A 16,110-nucleotide genomic window follows, 5' to 3' on the forward strand; every position below is an offset into this window, starting at 1 on the left:
ACCCTGCTCGTCCTGCGGACGCAGCCGGCAGGCACTCCCCGCCATACGGGCCGGGCGTGCGACCAAGTTCCCGTCGACTCCCCACAGGACGCGGCCATGCCGCCGACGACAGGCTTCGACCAGGGTGGGCCCGGAGGGGATCGAACCCTCGACCCGCGGATTAAAAGTCCGATGCTCTGCCGACTGAGCTACAGGCCCCAGCCCTTTCGGGCCAGATCAGTCTACCCGCGAGTGGCGGTCGCGCTGGCAGGTCAGCGGGAGGCGGCCACCCCGCCGCCGCCACGCGCCTTCTCGATCGCGGCGAGCCACTTAGCGCGTCCGGAGACCACGAAGCTGAGTTCCTGGCCGCCGGCCAGGGTGAGCACGATCGAGTTGGGCACCAGCGGGATCGCGCCGAGGAACTTGGTCCATCCGCCCTTCTGGCCCACCACTTGCTGCAGCCACACCTCGGTGGCTCCGCGCTGGAAGTTCAGGGCATGGGCATCGAACAGCAACCGCTGGTTGGTGAGGGTGAGCTTGCCGCCCACGGTCTCCATGCCCCGCTGCATGTTGGCGCCGCCCTTCTTGAAGACGGTCTCTCCTGGGTGCAGGTTCGGTGCTTCGCTCATGGTCGGGCTCCGTTCGAATGGACGGCGAACTCGGGCGACGTGCCCTGTGGGGGCCCGCTTGCGCAATGGGGAGATCCAGATGCCACGCCCGGGCAACCGTAACGTCTCTCGGTGCCCGTCGACGAGTTCGATCGCGACGGCCCTGCCGAGCACCTCGCAGAGATCGAAGCGGTTGAGCGCCAGGATCCACACCGTCGAGACGCCGACGGCCGCCACCAGCAGCACCGCCTTGGTGATCTGCACCCCGCCCGATCGAGGGGTCGAAACCGTCGTGTCGATCGGGGCCGAAGCATAGGCTGAGGAGGTGCTCGACATCCTCGACGGCGCCCGGGAGCGCCTCGCCCGCGCCTCCGATCCGGTGCCCTGCGCCGTCGCGACCATCGTCTCCGCCCAGGGTTCCGTGCCGCGGCCCGTGGGCACCTCGATGCTGGTGGGCGCCGATGGCGCACTGCACGGCTCGCTCTCCGGTGGCTGCGTCGAGGGGGCGGTGCTCGAGGCCTGCCGCGAAGCGCTCGAGACCGGGAGGAGCAGCCTGCGGAGCTTCGGGTTCAGCGACGAGGACGCCTTCGCCGTCGGGCTGATGTGCGGAGGTTCGCTCGAGGTGCTGATCCAGCCGTTCGCTCCCCCGCCCCCGGGGACGCAGAGCCCCCTCGGCACGGTCAACGACCCCTCCCCCGCCGCCTACGTGACCCGGCTGCCGCGGGAGTCCGACGCACCACGGACGGTCGCCCCCGAGGGTGACGACGCCGACGGCCCACGCGCTGTCCTGCTCGCGGGCGACGGGGCCGAGGAGGTCCGCGGCGCGCTCACGATGCTGCTGCCCCCGGAGTTGCTCGAGGCGGGCAGTGCACAGGTCGCCGCCATGCTCCGCGAGGCTCGCACCGGCACCCTCCGCCTCCCTGCGGGCGCCTCGACGATCGACCTGTTCGTCGAGTCCCGTATCCGGCCCGCGCACCTGGTGGTGTGCGGGGCGAACGCCTTCGGGCAGGCGCTGGTGGAGGCCGCGCGGCCGCTCGGGCTGCGGATCACGCTGTGCGACCATCGGCCGGCGTTCACCGATCCCACGGCGTTCCCGGGGGCGGAGGTGGTGCGTGCCTGGCCGCACCGGTTCCTTGCCGCGGCCGCGGAGCGCGGGGATCTCGATGCCCGTAGCATGGTCTGCGTGCTCACGCACGATCCCAAGGTCGACGTGCCGGTGCTCGCCACCGCTCTGCGACTGGACATCGCCTACGTCGGTGCGATGGGGTCCCGGCGCAGCGATCGCGATCGGCGCACAGCGCTGCGCGAGGCCGGGGTGGACGAGGAGGCGCTGTCGCGGCTGCGCTCCCCGATCGGCCTCGACCTGGGGGCGGAGAGCCCTGCGGAGGTGGCGATCGCGATCCTCGCGGAAATCCTGGCCGTGCGGGCCGAGCGCCGCACCGTCGAGCCGCTGCGCGACGGCAGCGGTCCGCTGCATGCGCGCACTGCTACGAGCGGCTGAGAGGTCAGCCACGCGCGTCCAGCCGCCAAAGGTCCTCAGGCAGGTCCAGGTCCGCACCGTCGTCGAGATCCGTGCAGTCCACGAGCTGCACGTGATCCCGTCGGGCGCGGAGCAGGTCGCGGGCGCCCACGTCCGCGTGCGCGGCCTCCGCGGCGGCGGTGGTCCAGGCGGCGTCGAACAGCACCGGATGGCCCCGTCGGAGCCCGCCGGAGGCCACGCGGTGGGCGGCGGCGGTGATCCCTCCGGGGCGGTGGGCGGCCAGCACCCGGGCCACCTCCGCCGCGCACATCCCCGGGCGGTCCACCGGCGTGACCAGCACGTCGCGGCCCGGTCCGATCGCGGCAAGGCCAGTGCGCAGGGAGGTCCCCATCCCCTCGCGCCAGCGCGGGTTCTGCTCCGTGCGCGCCCACGGCATCTTGTCCACGACGGAGCCCACCCGCTCGGCGCCCGCACCGGTGACGACCACGACCTCGGCGCACCCGCCCTCGCGCAGGGCGCGAGCGACGTGCTCCACCAGGGGGACGCCGCGCAGGAGCAGCAGTGCCTTCGGGCCGCGACCCAGGCGCCGTCCGGCGCCCGCGGCGAGGAGCAGGCCGACGGGAGGCGCGGCCGCCGGCCGGGGGGCGTCGATCGACGCGTCGCTCACCGCGCCAGGAGGTCGCTGCCGAACACGGGCAGGTCCCGCACCCGCACCCCGGTGGCGTGGTGGACGGCGTTGGCGATCGCCGCGGCGGCGCCGACGATGCCGATCTCCCCGATGCCGCGCGCGCCGAGCGGCCCGGCCTGGGGGTCCTCCTCGTCCAGCCAGTACGCCTCGAGGGAGCGGATGTCGGCGTTGACGGGCACGTGGTACTCGGCGAGGTCGTGGTTGACGACGTGTCCGAAGCGGGGGTCGAGCTCACCCTTCTCGAGCAGCGCCATCCCCACCCCCATGGTCATCCCACCGAGGAGCTGCGAGCGGGCGGTGCGGGGGTTGATGATCCGCCCGACGGAGAACACCCCGAGCATGCGGTCCACACGGATCTCACCGGTCTCCTCCTGGACGCGGACCTTGGCGAACTGGGCGCCATAGGAGTGCATGGCGAACTGCTTCTCGGCAGGGTTCTCCGCCGCCTCCCCGATCGCCTCGACGCCGTCGGCCGGGGCGGTGCCGTGCTCGCGACGGAAGGCGTCCGCGGCGGCCAGCACAGCCGCGCTCCAGCTGGCGAGCCCGGTGGAGCCGCCGGCGACGGTCGCGTTCGGCAGCGCGGTGTCGCCGATCCGCAGCGCGATGTCGGCGGGGTCGACCTCGAGGGCGTCGGCGGCGACCTGGGTGAGGGCGGTCCAGGTGCCGGTGCCGAGGTCGGCGGCGCCGATGGCCACCTCGTAGACCCCCGCCTCGTGACGGATCCGGGCCTTCGAGCCGGGCTGCCTGGATGCGGGGTAGGTCGACGAGGCGACGCCGGTGCCGATCAGCCATCCGCCCTCCCGGCGGGCACGGGGCCGCGGGGCGCGGTCGGCCCAGCCGAAGCGGTCGGCGCCCTCGCGCAGGCAGTCGATCAGCCGGCGTCGGTTGAATGGCATCCCGGTGTCGGGGTCACGCTCCGGCTCGTTGCGCACCCGCAGCTCGATCGGGTCCAGCCCACAGGCCTCGGCGAGCTCGTCCATCATGATCTCCGGGCCCACCATCCCCGGTGCCTCGCCGGGGGCGCGCATCCAGGAGGGGACGGCGATGTCCAGCGGGAGCACGCGCTGGGTGATGCGACGGTGCTCGCCGGCGTACATCTGCCGAGAGGGCTTGATCGCCATCTCGGGGAACTCCTTGGTGTGCGAGGAGCTGGAGACCGCCTCGAGCCCGAAGGCGGTGATCGTGCCGTCGGCCCGGGCCCCGATCCGGAGGTGCTGGGAGGTGGCGGGCCGGTACCCGGTCAGCGCGAACATGTGCTGGCGGGTGACGGCGTGCTTCACGGCGCGGCCGGGCACGGCGTGCGCGGCCATCGCTGTGAGCATCATGTCCGCGTGGGGCAGGCCCTTGGAGCCGAAGCCGCCGCCGACGTGCGGGCTGATGATCCGCAGCTGCTCGGGGTCGATACCCAGTATCGGGGCGAGGGTCTGTCGCGCAGGATGCACGCCCTGGGTGGAGGTCCACAGCGTGAGCTGCGCGCCGTCCCAGCGGGCGATGGTGGTGTGCGGCTCCATCGGGTTGTTGTGCTCGAGAGGGGTGGAGTACCGCTGGTCCAGCACGATCTCCGCGGCGGCGAGCGCGGCCTCGAGGTCACCGGTGTCGATGTCGTCGGCGCCGCCCTCGGGTTCGCGCACTGCGGGGTGGTCGGGGCGGAACTCGGCGTCGTGCGGCGCAGCCTCGGTGGTGACCACGACGAGGTCGGCGGCGTGGCGGGCCGTCTCCGGGGTCTCGGCGAGGACGGCGCCGAGGTACTGGCCGCGGAAGCCGATCCGGTCGTCCTGGAGGATAGCCAGCTCGCCGTCCTCGGTGTCGGCGAGCCGGAGGGCGTTCTCGTGGGTGATCACGCGCACTACCCCGTCGAGCGCGAGCGCGGCTGTGGCGTCGATCGAGGTGACGCGGCCGAGCGCGATCGTCGAGCACAGCGGGAAGAGATGGAGCGGATCCTCGACCGGGTGCTCGTAGGCGTAGGGGGCGAGGCCGCGCACCTTGTCGGGCCCGTCCAGACGCACCCGTCCAGTGCCGATCGCGGAGGCGCGCAGGAGGTCACTCATCACGGGGCTCCTCGTTCTCCTCGCCCAGGCCGGCGAGCTCGGCGAGCACGCTCACCATCACGCCCTGGGCCATCGTCACCTTGAACTCGTTGCCCGCGACGGGCCGGGCCCGCTCGAGCTCGGCCGCCGCGGCCCGGCGGAAGCTATCGCGGGTGGCGGGGGCGCCGGCGAGGAGCTGCTCGGCGCGGCGAGCCCGCCAGGGGGCGTGGGCGACGCCTCCGAGGGCGATCCTCGCGGAGCGGATCGTGGGCCGCGCGGCGTCCGGGTCGAGCTCGAGCACCGCGGCGACCGAGACCAGGGCGAAGGCGTAGGAGGCGCGGTCGCGGATCTTGCGATACGTGGAACGGGTGCGGGCGGCGCAGTCCGGCGGGGGCAGCTCGACGGCGGTGATCAGGTCGCCGTGCTCGAGGACAGTGTCGCGCTCGGGCTCGTCCCCCGGAAGGCGGTGCAGCGTGGTCAGGGGCAGACGCTTCTCGCCGTCGCAGCCCAGCACCACCACGGTCGCGTCCAGGGCGGCGAGCGCGACCGCCATGTCGGAGGGGTGGGTGGCGATGCACGCGTCGGAGGCGCCGAGGATCGCGTGGTAGCGGGTGTATCCGCCGAGCGCCGAGCAGCCGCTGCCCGGGGCACGCTTGTTGCAGGGGGTGGTGGGGTCCTGGAAGTAGACGCAGCGGGTGCGCTGCAGCAGGTTCCCGCCGGTGGTGGCGGCGTTGCGCAACTGGCCCGAGGCGCCTGAGAGGAGGGCGCGGGAGAGCATCGGGTGGTCGCGACGCACGCGCGGATCGGCGGCCAGATCGCTGTTGCGGACCATGGCGCCGACGCGCAGGCCGCCGTCCGGGAGCTCCTCGATGTCCGCGAGGTCGAGGCGGCCGAGGTCGACCAGCAGATCGGGGGCGGTGATCCCGAGCTTGAGGTGGTCGACGAGGTTGGTGCCGCCGGCGAGGTAGGCCGCGCCGGGTCGTTCGGCGATTGCGGCGACGGCGCCGGCGGGGTCGTCCGCGCGTACGTAGTCGAAGGGTCTCATCGGTCCGTCCCCTCGCTCGCTTCGCTCGCCCCGGCCGCCTGCTGGACGGCGGCGACGATGTTGACGTAGGCGCCGCAGCGGCACAGGTTCCCGCTCATGCGCTCGCGGATCTCGTCCTCGGTGAGCTCGATCGGGTGGTCGTGGCCGTGGTCCTCGGTGACCACGCTGGGGTGCCCCCCGGCCGCCTCGCGGAGCACGCCGGTTGCGGAGCAGATCTGCCCGGGGGTGCAGTAGCCGCACTGGAAGGCGTCCTGCTCGAGGAAAGCGGTGTGCAGGGCGGAGAGTTCGCCGTCGGTGGCGAGGCCGTCCGAGGTGAGCACCTCCGCGCCGTCGAGGGACACGGCCAGCAGCAGGCAGGAGTTCAGCCGTCGCCCGTCGACCAGCACGGTGCAGGCACCGCACTGGCCGTGGTCGCAGCCCTTCTTCGGGGACATGTTCCCCAGGTGGTCCCGCAGCGCGTCGAGCAGGGTGGTGCGCGGGTCGACGGTCAGGTCATGCGGCTGACCATCGACGATGAGGTGGACTGGATGGCCCATCGGGCACCTCCGGATCAGGTCGGGATTCGACCGTACCGGCCGCCCGGGGGCTCGGCAAACGGTTCCGGCGGGCACCGACCGATCGTTCGCCTGCACCGAGGCGCACGACGGTCTTCCCAGTGGCCGGACCGGCGCGGCCGCAGCACGTACGAGCGCTCGCTCGCGCTGGGGGTGCCAGCCAGGTGAAGAACGGCGGCTCGACGGACGTCAGTCCTTCTTGCGGGTGACCAGCCACCAGATCAGGCCGGCCAGCAGCAGCAGGAAGCCCAGGATGCCGCCGCCGATGCCCAGCAGCACGCCGCCGATGGCGCCGAAGATGCCGCCCAGGGAGACGGGCGGGCCCACGGCCACCTGGGGGCTGTCGCAGTCGATCTGGTGCTCGCCGGTAGCGGTGGCCTCGAAGGAGTCGAAGGAGACCCAGGTGGCGCCGTCGATGGTGGTGCTGCTGGACTGGTTGGTGCCCGGGCCGGGCTCAGCCCCGTCCGGGGTCATGATGGTGCAGGTGGCGGTGGTTCCCTCGGGCGCGTACAGCTGGAGCACGTCCCCCTCCTCCGCGGTGATGCTGCCGCTGCCGCCGGGCAACTGCTCGATCTCGCTCAGACCGTCGGCGGTATTACCCACACCGACCACGGTGAGGATCGTGCCGATGATCAGGCTGAGCAGCAGGATGATGCCACCCAGGACCATGAGGATCGCCGGACCCTTGGACTTCTTCCGGGGCGCGGGGGCGGAGCCGGACTCCGGAGCGAAGCCGGGCGCTGGGTCGGAGTGGGGCTGAGGTGCGGGCTGGGACGTGGACATCGGGACCTCCCGGGTCGAAGCTGCGGCCGCGATCAGCGTATCCCCTGTCACCCCCGCGCCGTCGCGCTCGAACCGGTTCCCGCACGGCAACGCGCCTAGACTTTCCGTATGTCCGATCTGTTCGTACTCGCCGCCGACGTCGAGACCGAACTGGTCGAGCGTCGCTCCCGCTTCCTCACCCGCTTGCACCGCGTCACCTCGGTCGAGCAGGCCGAGGAGCGCATCCGCGCCGCGCGCACCGATCACCCTGATGCACGCCATCACTGCACTGCCCTGGTCATCGGTGCCACATTCGACGCCGCGCCCGTCCATCGCTCCAACGACGACGGGGAGCCCTCCGGCACCGCCGGCATGCCGATGCTGCAAGCGCTGCTGCACGCTGATCTCACCGACACCCTGGCGGTGGTGATCCGCTACTTCGGTGGGGTGAAGCTGGGGGCGGGGGGTCTGCTGCGCGCCTACACCGCCGGGGTGGAGCAGGCCGTGGCGGCCGCGACCCTGCTGCGGCGCACGGAGCTCGTGGTGGCGCGCCTGGAGGTGCCGCTGGCTGAGGTGGGCATCGCCGAGAACGCGGTACGGGTGTGGGCCGGCGCCCACAGCGCACAGGCGGAGCCCACCGAGTACACCTCCCGGCTCGCCCGGCTGGACGTGCTGCTGGACCCGCCGCTGCTCGAGGACTTCGCAGCCGATGTGGCCCGCTGGTCCTCCGGTCGCGTACGCGTCACCGAGGCGGGCCACCGCGCTGCGGACGTGCCCATGGCGTGACCGACGCGAGCAGAAGCACAGCGCCGCCCCCGACCTGAGTCGGGGACGGCACTGCGGTGATGTGTGCCTGACGTGTCAGGCGAAGCGCATGTGGATCAGACGCGGTTGCTGCCCTTGGTGGCGAAGCCGTAGATGACCATGACGATCAGGGCGCCGATGACGGCGAGCAGGATGGTGCCGATGCTCCACGGGTTGTTCATGATGCCGGAGATGCCGTCACCACCGAACAGGCCGCCGAGGAAGCCACCGACGATGGCGCCGACGACGCCCAGGACGATGGTCAGGCCAAGGCCCATCGACTGCTTGCCCGGCATGATGGCGCGAGCGATCAGGCCGATGATGGCACCGATGATGATCCAGGAAATGATGGCCCAGAGAATACCCATTGTTTTTCTCCAATCAGGGGAAGGGATCAGGGACTACGGCGACCATTCTGCCCCAGATGACGCTCGCATGGTGGAACACGCGGCCGACCTAGCGGTCAGAAGTACAGGAATTCCGGCGTTATGGTGACCGATTCGCCCCGCTTTGTGACACTTTGAGCGTGCCGGATGCGCGAAGAAGTTGTGCATATCCGAAGGTGGGCTTTACAACACCTTTAGCCCGCACACTCCCCGGCACGGCCGGTTCAGAAGTCCCAGTCGTCGTCCTCGGTCTCCACAGCCTTGCCCATCACGTAGCTGGAGCCGGAGCCGGAGAAGAAGTCGTGGTTCTCATCCGCGTTCGGCGACAGCGAGGCAAGGATCGCCGGGTTCACCTCGGTGGCCTCGGAGGGGAACAGGCCCTCGTAGCCCAGGTTCATCAGCGCCTTGTTGGCGTTGTACCGCAGGAAGGTCTTGACCTCCTCGGTCCAGCCCACCGGGTCGTAGAGATCCTCGGTGTACTCCTCCTCGTTGTCGTACAGCTCCATGAGCAGCGAGAAGGTGTAGTCCTTCATCTCGGCGCGACGCTCGGGCGAGGCCTTCTCCAGTGCCTTCTGGAACTTGTAGCCGATGTAGTAGCCGTGCACGGCCTCGTCACGGATGATCAGCCGGATGATGTCGGCGGTGTTGGTGAGCTCGCCGTGGCTGGAGTAGTGCATGGGCAGGTAGAAGCCGGAGTAGAACAGGAAGGACTCCAGCAGGGTGGAGGCCACCTTGCGCTTCTCCGGGTCATCGCCCTGGTAGTAGCTCATGACGATCTTGGCCTTCTTCTGCAGCGGCTCGTTGAACTCGCTCCAGCGGAAGGCCTCGTCGATCTGCTTGGTGCTCGAGAGGGTCGAGAAGATCTGGCTGTAGGACTTCGCGTGCACCGACTCCATGAACGCGATGTTGGTGTACACCGCCTCCTCGTGCGGGGTGACCGCATCGGGGATGAGGGAGACGGCGCCGACGGTGCCCTGGACGGTGTCCAGCAGGGTGAGGCCGGTGAACACCCGCATCACCAGGGTCTGCTCCTGCTCGCTCAGACGGCCCCAGGAGGGAATGTCGTTGGACAGCGGCACCTTCTCCGGCAGCCAGAAGTTGCCGGTCAGGCGGTCCCATACCTCCTGGTCCTTGGGATCGGGGATCCGGTTCCAGTTGATCGCCTGGACAGACGTCTTCAGGTGGTCGTTCACCGCTGCCTCACTTGCTCCTTCAGGGGTCGGGTTCGGATGCCTGCCAGTCTAGGCAGAGGCGGTGCCCAAAGGGACCGCGGTACCCGGTTGCCCACGGTGGGCCGCGCCACCACCGCGCCACCACCCGCCAGGAACGGCGACCTTCGTCGGGGTGCGCGCTGGCAGCGAGGCGGCTACGGTCGAACCACAGCCCCACGAGACGAGAGGGTCGATCATCGTGAGCGCCACCGAACCGGTCCCCGCACGCCCTCGTATCCGCGAGGGCTGCCCCGATACGCAGGCACGCCCACCTCGTTCCCTCGCGCCCGATCTCGCGCGCGGCCTGATGCTCGCCCTGATCGCGATGGCGAACGTGCCCTGGTTCCTGTGGGGCCAGGAGGCCGGGGCGTTCGGGATCCACGTGCCGGCCCGCAATGCCCTGGACACGGCGATCCAGGTGGTGATGGGCCTGGGGGTGGACGGCCGCAGCTTCCCGCTGTTCGCCTTCCTGTTCGGGTACGGCATGGTGCAGTTCTTCCGCTCCCGCATCGATCGCGGCCTCGAGCACCGCACCGTGCGGCGCATGCTGCGTCGCCGCCATTGGGCGATGCTGCTGCTGGGGTTCCTGCACGCCCTGCTGCTGTTCCTCGGCGACATCCTGGGGGCCTACGCGATCGCCGGGCTGCTGCTGGTGTGGATCTTCTTCGGACGGCGCGATCGCACCCTGCTGATCTGGATCAGCGTGGCGACGGCCCTGTTCGCCCTGTACTCCCTGGGCTCCGTGGTCAGCGGCCTGTACCTCTCCACCCAGCCGGACATCCTGGAGGCCATGGATGCCGGCGGCGCCTCCTTCTCCATGGGGTCGTTCCGGGACATCGCCCACGGGCAGTCGAACTACCTGGTGGCCGCGGGGCTCCGAGCGGGGATGTGGGCCTTCAGCTTGCCCTCCACGGCCCTCGGGTTCGCCGTCCCGGTCTCGATCATGCTGGGATGGCTGGCGGCGCGCCACCGTGTCCTGGACGAACCCTGGAACCACATGCGCCTGCTGCGCCTGACGGCCGCCGTCGGGATCACGATCGGTTGGGCCGGGGGCCTGACGCGGATCCTGCCGATGCTGGGGGTGCTGGACCTGCCGGACGTGCTGTTCTGGACGTTCATGGGCACCGAGATGATCTCCGGCGTGGCCTGCGGCATCGGGTACGCCGCTGCGTTCGGCCTGATCGCGGCGCACCTGGAGGGACGCACCCGTCCCGCGACGAATACAACCGCAGCGCCCGCCGAGGCCCCCGAACCGGCCGTGCGCAAGCGTGACCTCTCCCCCGATGCCCGGTCCGCTCTGGTGGCCTCACGCTCCTACGGGGCCCCGGCATCACCGGTGGCACCGGAGATGACACGGCAGGTGAGTGCCCCGGTGCGCGCCATTGCCGCGGTGGGGCAGCGTTCGCTCACCTTCTACCTGTTCCAGTCGATCATCTTCGCTCCCCTGCTGGCCGCCTGGGGCTTCGGCCTGGGACAGCAGCTGTCCACCACCACCTCGACCGCTCTGGCACTGGGGGTGTGGCTGATCTCGGTGCTGATCGCCGGGTGGATGGCATCGAGGGACATGCGGGGTCCGGCTGAGCGTCTGCTGCGCCGCCTCACCTACGGGAAGCAGGATGCGGCGGCGCAGGCAGGGGCTCAGCCGATCGCCGAGGCGATGCCGTAGAGGATGTAGGACAGGGTGAAGCCGACGATGGCCATCGCGCCCTGAATGAGAGTCCAGGTGGCCAGGGTCTGCTTCATGTCCATCCCGAAGAACCTGCTGACCAGCCAGAAGCCGGAGTCGTTGACGTGGGAGAAGCCCACCGAGCCGGCCGACATCGCCATCACGATCGCGACCACCTGCAGGGGGCTGAAGTCGCTGGCGGCGATCACGCCGGCCATCAGGGAGGCCGCGGTGGTCAGAGCCACGGTGGCCGAGCCCTGTGCCAGGCGCACGATCTGGGCGATCAGGTAGGCCGCCACGATCACCGGCAGGCCGACGTTGTTCAGCGAATCCGCCACGGCGTCCCCGATCCCGGTCACGCGCAGCACACCGCCGAACATGCCGCCGGCACCGGTCACCAGCACCACCGAGCAGATCGGCCCCAGGGCTGAATCAGCCACCTTCTCGATCAGGGTGCCCTTCTTGCCGGCACCCCAGCCCAGCACGAACATCGAGACGATCACGGTGATCAGCAGGGCGATCGGGGTCTCACCCAGCAGGCGCAGGGTCGAGACCACGCCGTCGGCCAGGAACGCGTCCTTGTCCGGACGGGTCGAACCGATGGTGTTCAGACCGGTGTTCAGCAGGATGAGGATCAACGGCAGCAGCAGCAGGCCGATGATGGTGGGGACGCGGGGGCTGGAGGAGAAACCCATCTCGTCCGTGTCGCCCTCGAGGATGTCCGGCACCGGGATGTCGAAGCGCATGCCCAGGCGGGGTGCCAGCAGCACGCCCACCAGGTACCAGATGATGACAGCGAACACGAGACCCACCAGCATCACCAGGCCGATGTCAGCACCGACGATGCCGGAGGCGGCCACCGGGCCGGGATGCGGCGGGGCGAAGATGTGCATGGCGCTGAAAGCCACCGCCGAGGGCAGCGCGATGGACAGGAAGGAGCCGCCGACCCGTCGGGCCACGGCGTAGATGATGGGCATCATGACCACCAGGCCGGCGTCGAAGAAGATGGGGAAGCCCATCAGCAGGCTGGCCAGGGACAGGCCGAAGCCGGCCCGCTTCTCGCCGACCAGGTCGATCATCCGGTCGGCGAGCACCTGGGCGCCGCCGGAGGTCTCGATCATCCTGCCCAGCATCGCGCCGAGTGCGACCAGCAGCATGACGTTGCCCAGGGTCGTGTTGAAGCCGAAGGCGAGGGCGGGCAGCACGCTGGCCGGGGCGATGCCCGCAGCCAGGGCCGTTCCGATCGAGGTGATCATCAGGGCGAGGAATGCATGGACCTTGAAGGCCATGATGAGGATGAGAAGTACGGCGATGGCCGAGACTGCCACGATCAGCAGCCCGGCTGTGCCGAGTTCCCAGTTGAGGACGAGGTCATCCATGACGACTCCAAACGGGCAGGGGAACAGGGACGGGCCAGGATTCACTGACGGGGGACCCCGTCACTGTCATCCTAGGACCGCCCTTCCTCGGACCGGCGCTGGCGCGGGTCACGGCCCCGTCACGCTCGGACCGTGATCTCAAGGCCCTGCTGCGCTCCGAGCTGCCGTGCTCTGTGCGCGGCAGCGTCGAATCGCTCCGTCCAGTCCGGCACTGCAGCCAGCTGCCTGGCGAAGCCGCTCTCTGCACCGTCGGACCGTGCCTTCTGCAGCACCAGGTGCGTGCCGCCGCCGCGGTGGACGGTCTCGATCACCGCGGGGACCTGGTCGATCAACTGCGGGGTGACCGTCATCCGCAGTTCGTGGTCCACACCGGAGGCCAGCAGCAACTGGAGGGACTTCGCACTTCGCCGCCAGGCACCGGCCCGTCCCACCAGGTCCGTGTAGCCGGCCGGCGCGGCCTTCACGTCGAACCCCACCCAGTCCACCAGCGGTGAGCAGGCGCGATGCCCGTCGGTGTCGACCCCGAGCAGGGCCTGCATCCGGGTGGGGAAGGCCCCGCCGGTGTGCAGCCCAACCGCGAAGCCGCGTTCGCGAACGGCGCGGGCGGCAGGCACCAGAGCGTGCTGCATGGTGGCCTCTCCCCCACTGAACACCACGCCGTCCAGCAGCCCTCCCCGTCGCTCCAGGAGCCGACCCAGCTCACCGAAGGGCACGGCGCCAGGGGCATGGGCGTCCAGGATCGCGGTGTTGTGGCAGTAGGTGCAGCGCCAGGGGCAGCCCTGGCAGAACACCGTGGCCACCAGGCGGCCGGGCCAGTCCACGGTGGACAGCGGCACCAGACCTGCGATGCGCAGGTCCGGTGCCGCCAGGCTGGACAGAGGGCTCACGCCGTCACCGGGGTGATCACGGCCCCTGGGCGGCCGGTCGCGGCCGCGGGCTCGTCGGCCGCCGCAGCGGGCCCGTCGGCCGCCTCCTGGCAGCCGCCTACGCCGGAGGCCTGCTCGGTGAAGAAGGTGCGCTCGGCGTACTCGCCCTTCTTGCCGATGTTGAAGGAGGACACGGGCCGGAAGTAGCCCATCACACGGGTCCACACCTCGCAGGCTTCACCACAGCGCTCGCACTGGTGGTGCTCGCCGGTGAGGTAGCCGTGGCTGGGGCAGATCGAGAAGGTGGGGGTGATGGTCAGGTACGGCAGGTGGAACCGGGTCAGTGCTCTGCGCACGAGTTCCCGGCAGGTGGTCGCCGAGCTCATCGCGTCGTTCATGTACAGGTGCAGCACGGTGCCGCCCGTGTACTTGGACTGCAGCTCCTCCTGCAGCTCGAGCGCCTCGAAGGGGTCCTCGGTGGCGCCCACGGGGATCTGGGAGGAGTTGGTGTAGTACGGGTTGGCGGTGGTGCCGGCGGTGAGGATGCCGGGGAAGCGCGCGCGGTCCTCCTTGGCGAAGCGGTAGGTGGCGCCCTCGGCCGGGGTGGCCTCCAGGTTGTACAGGTTCCCGGTCTCCTCCTGGTACCGCACCATCGTCTCGCGCACGTGGTCGAGGATCCGCAGGCACATCTGCTGCCCGAACTCGTCCATCAGGTCGTGGGCATCGCCGGTGAAGTTGCGGACCATCTCATTCATCCCGTTGACCCCGAGGGTGGAGAAGTGGTTGCCCAGGTGGCCCATGTACCGCTTGGTGTACGGGTACAGGCCGCCGTCGATCAGCTCCTGCACGGTGGCCCGCCGCTTCTCCAGGGTGTCCTTGCCCACCTCGAGCAGGCGGTCCAGCTCGGCGATCAGCGCGTCCTCGTCCCCGGCGTACAGGTAGCCCAGGCGCGCCATGTTGACCGTGACCACGCCGATGGAGCCGGTGAGCTCCGCGGAGCCGAACAGGCCGTTGCCGCGCTTGAGCAGCTCGCGCAGGTCCAGCTGCAGGCGGCAGCACATCGAGCGGATCATCCCGGGGTCCAGGTCGGAGTTGATGAAGTTCTGGAAGTAGGGCAGTCCGTACTTCGCGGTCATCGCGAACAGCCGCTGGGTGTTCTCGGCCTCCCAGTCGAAGTCGCGGGTGATGTTGTAGGTGGGGATGGGGAAGGTGAAGGCGCGCCCGTCAGCGTCGCCCGCGGTCATCACCTCGATGTAGGCCCGGTTGACCAGGTCCATCTCGTGCTGGAGATCGCCGTAGGTGAAGTCGCACAGCTGCTCGCCGATCAGGGGGTGCTGGCCCTGCAGGTCCTCTGGGCAGGTCCAGTCGAAGGTGAGGTTGGTGAAGGGGCACTGCGAGCCCCAGCGGCTGGGCACGTTGAGGTTGTAGATCAGCTCCTGCATGCACTGCAGCACCTGCTCGTAGGTCATGTCATCCAGGCGCACGAACGGCGCCATGTAGGTGTCGAAGGAGCTGAAGGCCTGGGCGCCGGCCCACTCGTTCTGCAGGGTGCCCAGGAAGTTGACGATCTGCCCGCAGGCCGAGGAGAAGTGCTTGGGCGGGGCGGCGGCGATCGCCCCGGGCACACCGTTGAAGCCCTCCTCGAGCAGACGGCGCAGTGACCAGCCGGCGCAGTACCCGGTGAGCATGTCGAGGTCGTGGATGTGGATGTCCCCGTCGCGGTGGGCACGGCCCGCCTCGGGGCTGAACACCTCGTCCAGCCAGTAGTTGGCGATCATCTTGCCCGCGGCGTTGAGCACCAGCCCGCCCACGGAGTAGCCCTGGTTGGCGTTGGCGTTGACGCGCCAGTCGGAGCGGTCCACGTACTCGGTGACGGTGGCGACCGGATCGATCATGCGGCGGCCGACGGGGGCCGCGCCGGGCTCGGTGGGCTCGATCGGGGCGGGCTGCTTCGGGGACGCGGTCATGGGCTCTCTCCTTCGGGACGGGGTACGGGTGTGGGCACGGGTGGCGCGCAATGCTGCGGGTGTGTGGTGTGCGCCGCGGCTCTGCCACCGTAGGAATCGACCACAACATGTTGGGGTCGCAACACGCCGACACCCCCAGGTGTAGTAGTTCTGGTTGCGACGAAACCGGCGCCGGGAGGACCAAGGTCCCCGATGGACGCCTGCCCCTGCTCGCCGTGTGCGGCACGCTGCTGATGGTGGCACTCGCCGGGGTGATCTGGCCGGTGGCCGGGGTGCTCTACGCCGCTCTCTGGGCGGCCAACTCCGCCCTGGAGAGCGTGTCACGACCCTGATGCGTGACATGCGGGCTCAAGGTGTGCTGAGTTGGCGGAACGGCTGGCCCTGATCGCCAACTGCGCACCTCTCGGCACGAGAGCTCTCAGCGCCCGCCGTCGACCGGGGTGCCCCAGAGATGGCCCTGTGAGTGTTCTGCACGCTGGACCCCACGCCGTTCTGTGCGCACTGCGAGGTGCGCTGCTTCAAGGCCGAGGAGCGCGCCTGGGACCGCCAGATGATGCGCTGCGCGGGGCCGCGGTCGTGGACCAGCGGCTTCGCTCGGCAGGGTGCACGGCACTTCGTGGGTAGTGTGCGCGCCCGGATCCGCCGGCTGAAAAATCGCACCTGACGCAAGGACGAACCGGGGGGGGGG

At 70.3% G+C, this 16,110-nt stretch carries 15 protein-coding genes and 1 tRNA gene; 4 read left to right on the forward strand and 12 right to left on the reverse strand.

Going from position 1 to position 16,110, the window contains the following annotated elements; genetic code table 11:
- Positions 1–125: 125 nt before the first annotated feature.
- Positions 126–198 (reverse strand) — tRNA-Lys (locus M4D54_RS12170).
- Positions 199–251: 53 nt separating this feature from the next.
- Complete coding sequence (locus M4D54_RS12175) at positions 252–851, reverse strand: hypothetical protein (RefSeq protein ID WP_259891818.1); 600 nt, start codon at positions 849–851, stop codon at positions 252–254.
- A gap of 61 nt (positions 852–912) precedes the next feature.
- On the opposite strand from M4D54_RS12175, the gene M4D54_RS12180 reads away from it, so the two are divergent.
- Positions 913–2,088: an XdhC family protein gene (locus M4D54_RS12180; protein ID WP_259891819.1), complete on the forward strand. Its 1,176-nt coding sequence runs from the start codon at positions 913–915 to the stop codon at positions 2,086–2,088.
- Positions 2,089–2,092: 4 nt separating this feature from the next.
- On the opposite strand, the gene M4D54_RS12185 is transcribed toward M4D54_RS12180, so the two are convergent.
- From M4D54_RS12185 to M4D54_RS12205, 5 genes are all read right to left on the reverse strand, one after another.
- A complete protein-coding gene (locus M4D54_RS12185; protein WP_259891820.1) occupies positions 2,093–2,734 on the reverse strand; it encodes an NTP transferase domain-containing protein in 642 nt (213 codons plus the stop codon).
- Positions 2,731–4,803 carry a xanthine dehydrogenase family protein molybdopterin-binding subunit gene (locus M4D54_RS12190; protein ID WP_259891823.1) on the reverse strand — a complete coding sequence of 691 codons (2,073 nt, stop codon included), beginning with the start codon at positions 4,801–4,803 and terminating at the stop codon, positions 2,731–2,733. Before M4D54_RS12190 ends, M4D54_RS12185 begins: the two co-directional genes overlap by 4 nt.
- Entirely contained in the window at positions 4,796–5,827 is a 1,032-nt protein-coding gene (locus tag M4D54_RS12195; RefSeq protein ID WP_259891825.1) for a xanthine dehydrogenase family protein subunit M, read from the reverse strand. The genes M4D54_RS12190 and M4D54_RS12195 overlap by 8 nt, the downstream gene beginning before the upstream one ends.
- Positions 5,824–6,363 (reverse strand): (2Fe-2S)-binding protein, encoded by a 540-nt coding sequence (locus M4D54_RS12200; RefSeq protein ID WP_259891826.1) that lies wholly within the window; start codon positions 6,361–6,363, stop codon positions 5,824–5,826. Before M4D54_RS12200 ends, M4D54_RS12195 begins: the two co-directional genes overlap by 4 nt.
- A gap of 207 nt (positions 6,364–6,570) precedes the next feature.
- Positions 6,571–7,164, reverse strand: coding sequence for a hypothetical protein (locus M4D54_RS12205; protein WP_259891828.1), 594 nt, complete (start codon positions 7,162–7,164; stop codon positions 6,571–6,573).
- Positions 7,165–7,272: 108 nt separating this feature from the next.
- Here M4D54_RS12205 and M4D54_RS12210 point away from each other — a divergent pair, with 108 nt between their 5' ends.
- The gene (locus tag M4D54_RS12210; RefSeq protein ID WP_259891830.1) at positions 7,273–7,929 is read left to right on the forward strand and encodes a YigZ family protein; all 657 of its coding nucleotides are present in this window, start codon (positions 7,273–7,275) and stop codon (positions 7,927–7,929) included.
- A gap of 95 nt (positions 7,930–8,024) precedes the next feature.
- On the opposite strand, the gene M4D54_RS12215 is transcribed toward M4D54_RS12210, so the two are convergent.
- Entirely contained in the window at positions 8,025–8,315 is a 291-nt protein-coding gene (locus M4D54_RS12215; RefSeq protein WP_259891831.1) for a GlsB/YeaQ/YmgE family stress response membrane protein, read from the reverse strand.
- Positions 8,316–8,557: 242 nt separating this feature from the next.
- A complete protein-coding gene (gene nrdF / locus M4D54_RS12220) occupies positions 8,558–9,526 on the reverse strand; it encodes a class 1b ribonucleoside-diphosphate reductase subunit beta (RefSeq protein ID WP_193866753.1) in 969 nt (322 codons plus the stop codon).
- 217 nt (positions 9,527–9,743) lie between these two features.
- Here nrdF and M4D54_RS12225 point away from each other — a divergent pair, with 217 nt between their 5' ends.
- On the forward strand, positions 9,744–11,210 hold the full coding sequence (locus M4D54_RS12225; protein ID WP_259891833.1) for a DUF418 domain-containing protein: 1,467 nt from the start codon (positions 9,744–9,746) through the stop codon (positions 11,208–11,210).
- Here the strand turns inward: M4D54_RS12225 and M4D54_RS12230 are convergent.
- The 3 genes from M4D54_RS12230 to M4D54_RS12240 all read right to left on the reverse strand — a co-directional run bounded on the left by M4D54_RS12230 (position 11,183) and on the right by M4D54_RS12240 (position 15,350).
- A complete protein-coding gene (locus M4D54_RS12230; RefSeq protein WP_259891834.1) occupies positions 11,183–12,589 on the reverse strand; it encodes a GntP family permease in 1,407 nt (468 codons plus the stop codon). The two genes, M4D54_RS12225 and M4D54_RS12230, sit on opposite strands and share 28 nt — an antisense overlap.
- Before the next feature lie 119 nt (positions 12,590–12,708).
- Complete coding sequence (locus M4D54_RS12235) at positions 12,709–13,476, reverse strand: anaerobic ribonucleoside-triphosphate reductase activating protein (RefSeq protein ID WP_259891835.1); 768 nt, start codon at positions 13,474–13,476, stop codon at positions 12,709–12,711.
- Positions 13,473–15,350, reverse strand: coding sequence for a ribonucleoside triphosphate reductase (locus M4D54_RS12240; RefSeq protein ID WP_259891836.1), 1,878 nt, complete (start codon positions 15,348–15,350; stop codon positions 13,473–13,475). Before M4D54_RS12240 ends, M4D54_RS12235 begins: the two co-directional genes overlap by 4 nt.
- Positions 15,351–15,885: 535 nt before the next feature.
- Between M4D54_RS12240 and M4D54_RS13875 the strand changes: the two genes are divergently transcribed.
- Positions 15,886–16,086 (forward strand): nitrous oxide-stimulated promoter family protein, encoded by a 201-nt coding sequence (locus M4D54_RS13875; protein WP_396121497.1) that lies wholly within the window; start codon positions 15,886–15,888, stop codon positions 16,084–16,086.
- Positions 16,087–16,110 lie beyond the last annotated feature (24 nt).

Origin of the sequence: Brachybacterium sp. p3-SID1565 (assembly GCF_025143785.1) — a bacterium.
Lineage (GTDB): Bacteria > Actinomycetota > Actinomycetes > Actinomycetales > Dermabacteraceae > Brachybacterium > Brachybacterium epidermidis.

Bases quoted from the DNA above. Each gene is read 5' to 3' on its own strand.
- M4D54_RS12190 (WP_259891823.1), bottom strand. From the start codon at position 4,803: ATGAGTGACCTCCTGCGCGCCTCCGCGATCGGCACTGGACGGGTGCGT.
- M4D54_RS12195 (WP_259891825.1), bottom strand. From the start codon at position 5,827: ATGAGACCCTTCGACTACGTACGCGCGGACGACCCCGCCGGCGCCGTC.
- M4D54_RS12200 (WP_259891826.1), bottom strand. From the start codon at position 6,363: ATGGGCCATCCAGTCCACCTCATCGTCGATGGTCAGCCGCATGACCTG.
- M4D54_RS12205 (WP_259891828.1), bottom strand. From the start codon at position 7,164: ATGTCCACGTCCCAGCCCGCACCTCAGCCCCACTCCGACCCAGCGCCC.
- M4D54_RS12210 (WP_259891830.1), top strand. From the start codon at position 7,273: ATGTCCGATCTGTTCGTACTCGCCGCCGACGTCGAGACCGAACTGGTC.
- M4D54_RS12215 (WP_259891831.1), bottom strand. From the start codon at position 8,315: ATGGGTATTCTCTGGGCCATCATTTCCTGGATCATCATCGGTGCCATC.
- M4D54_RS12230 (WP_259891834.1), bottom strand. From the start codon at position 12,589: ATGGATGACCTCGTCCTCAACTGGGAACTCGGCACAGCCGGGCTGCTG.
- M4D54_RS12240 (WP_259891836.1), bottom strand. From the start codon at position 15,350: ATGATCGATCCGGTCGCCACCGTCACCGAGTACGTGGACCGCTCCGAC.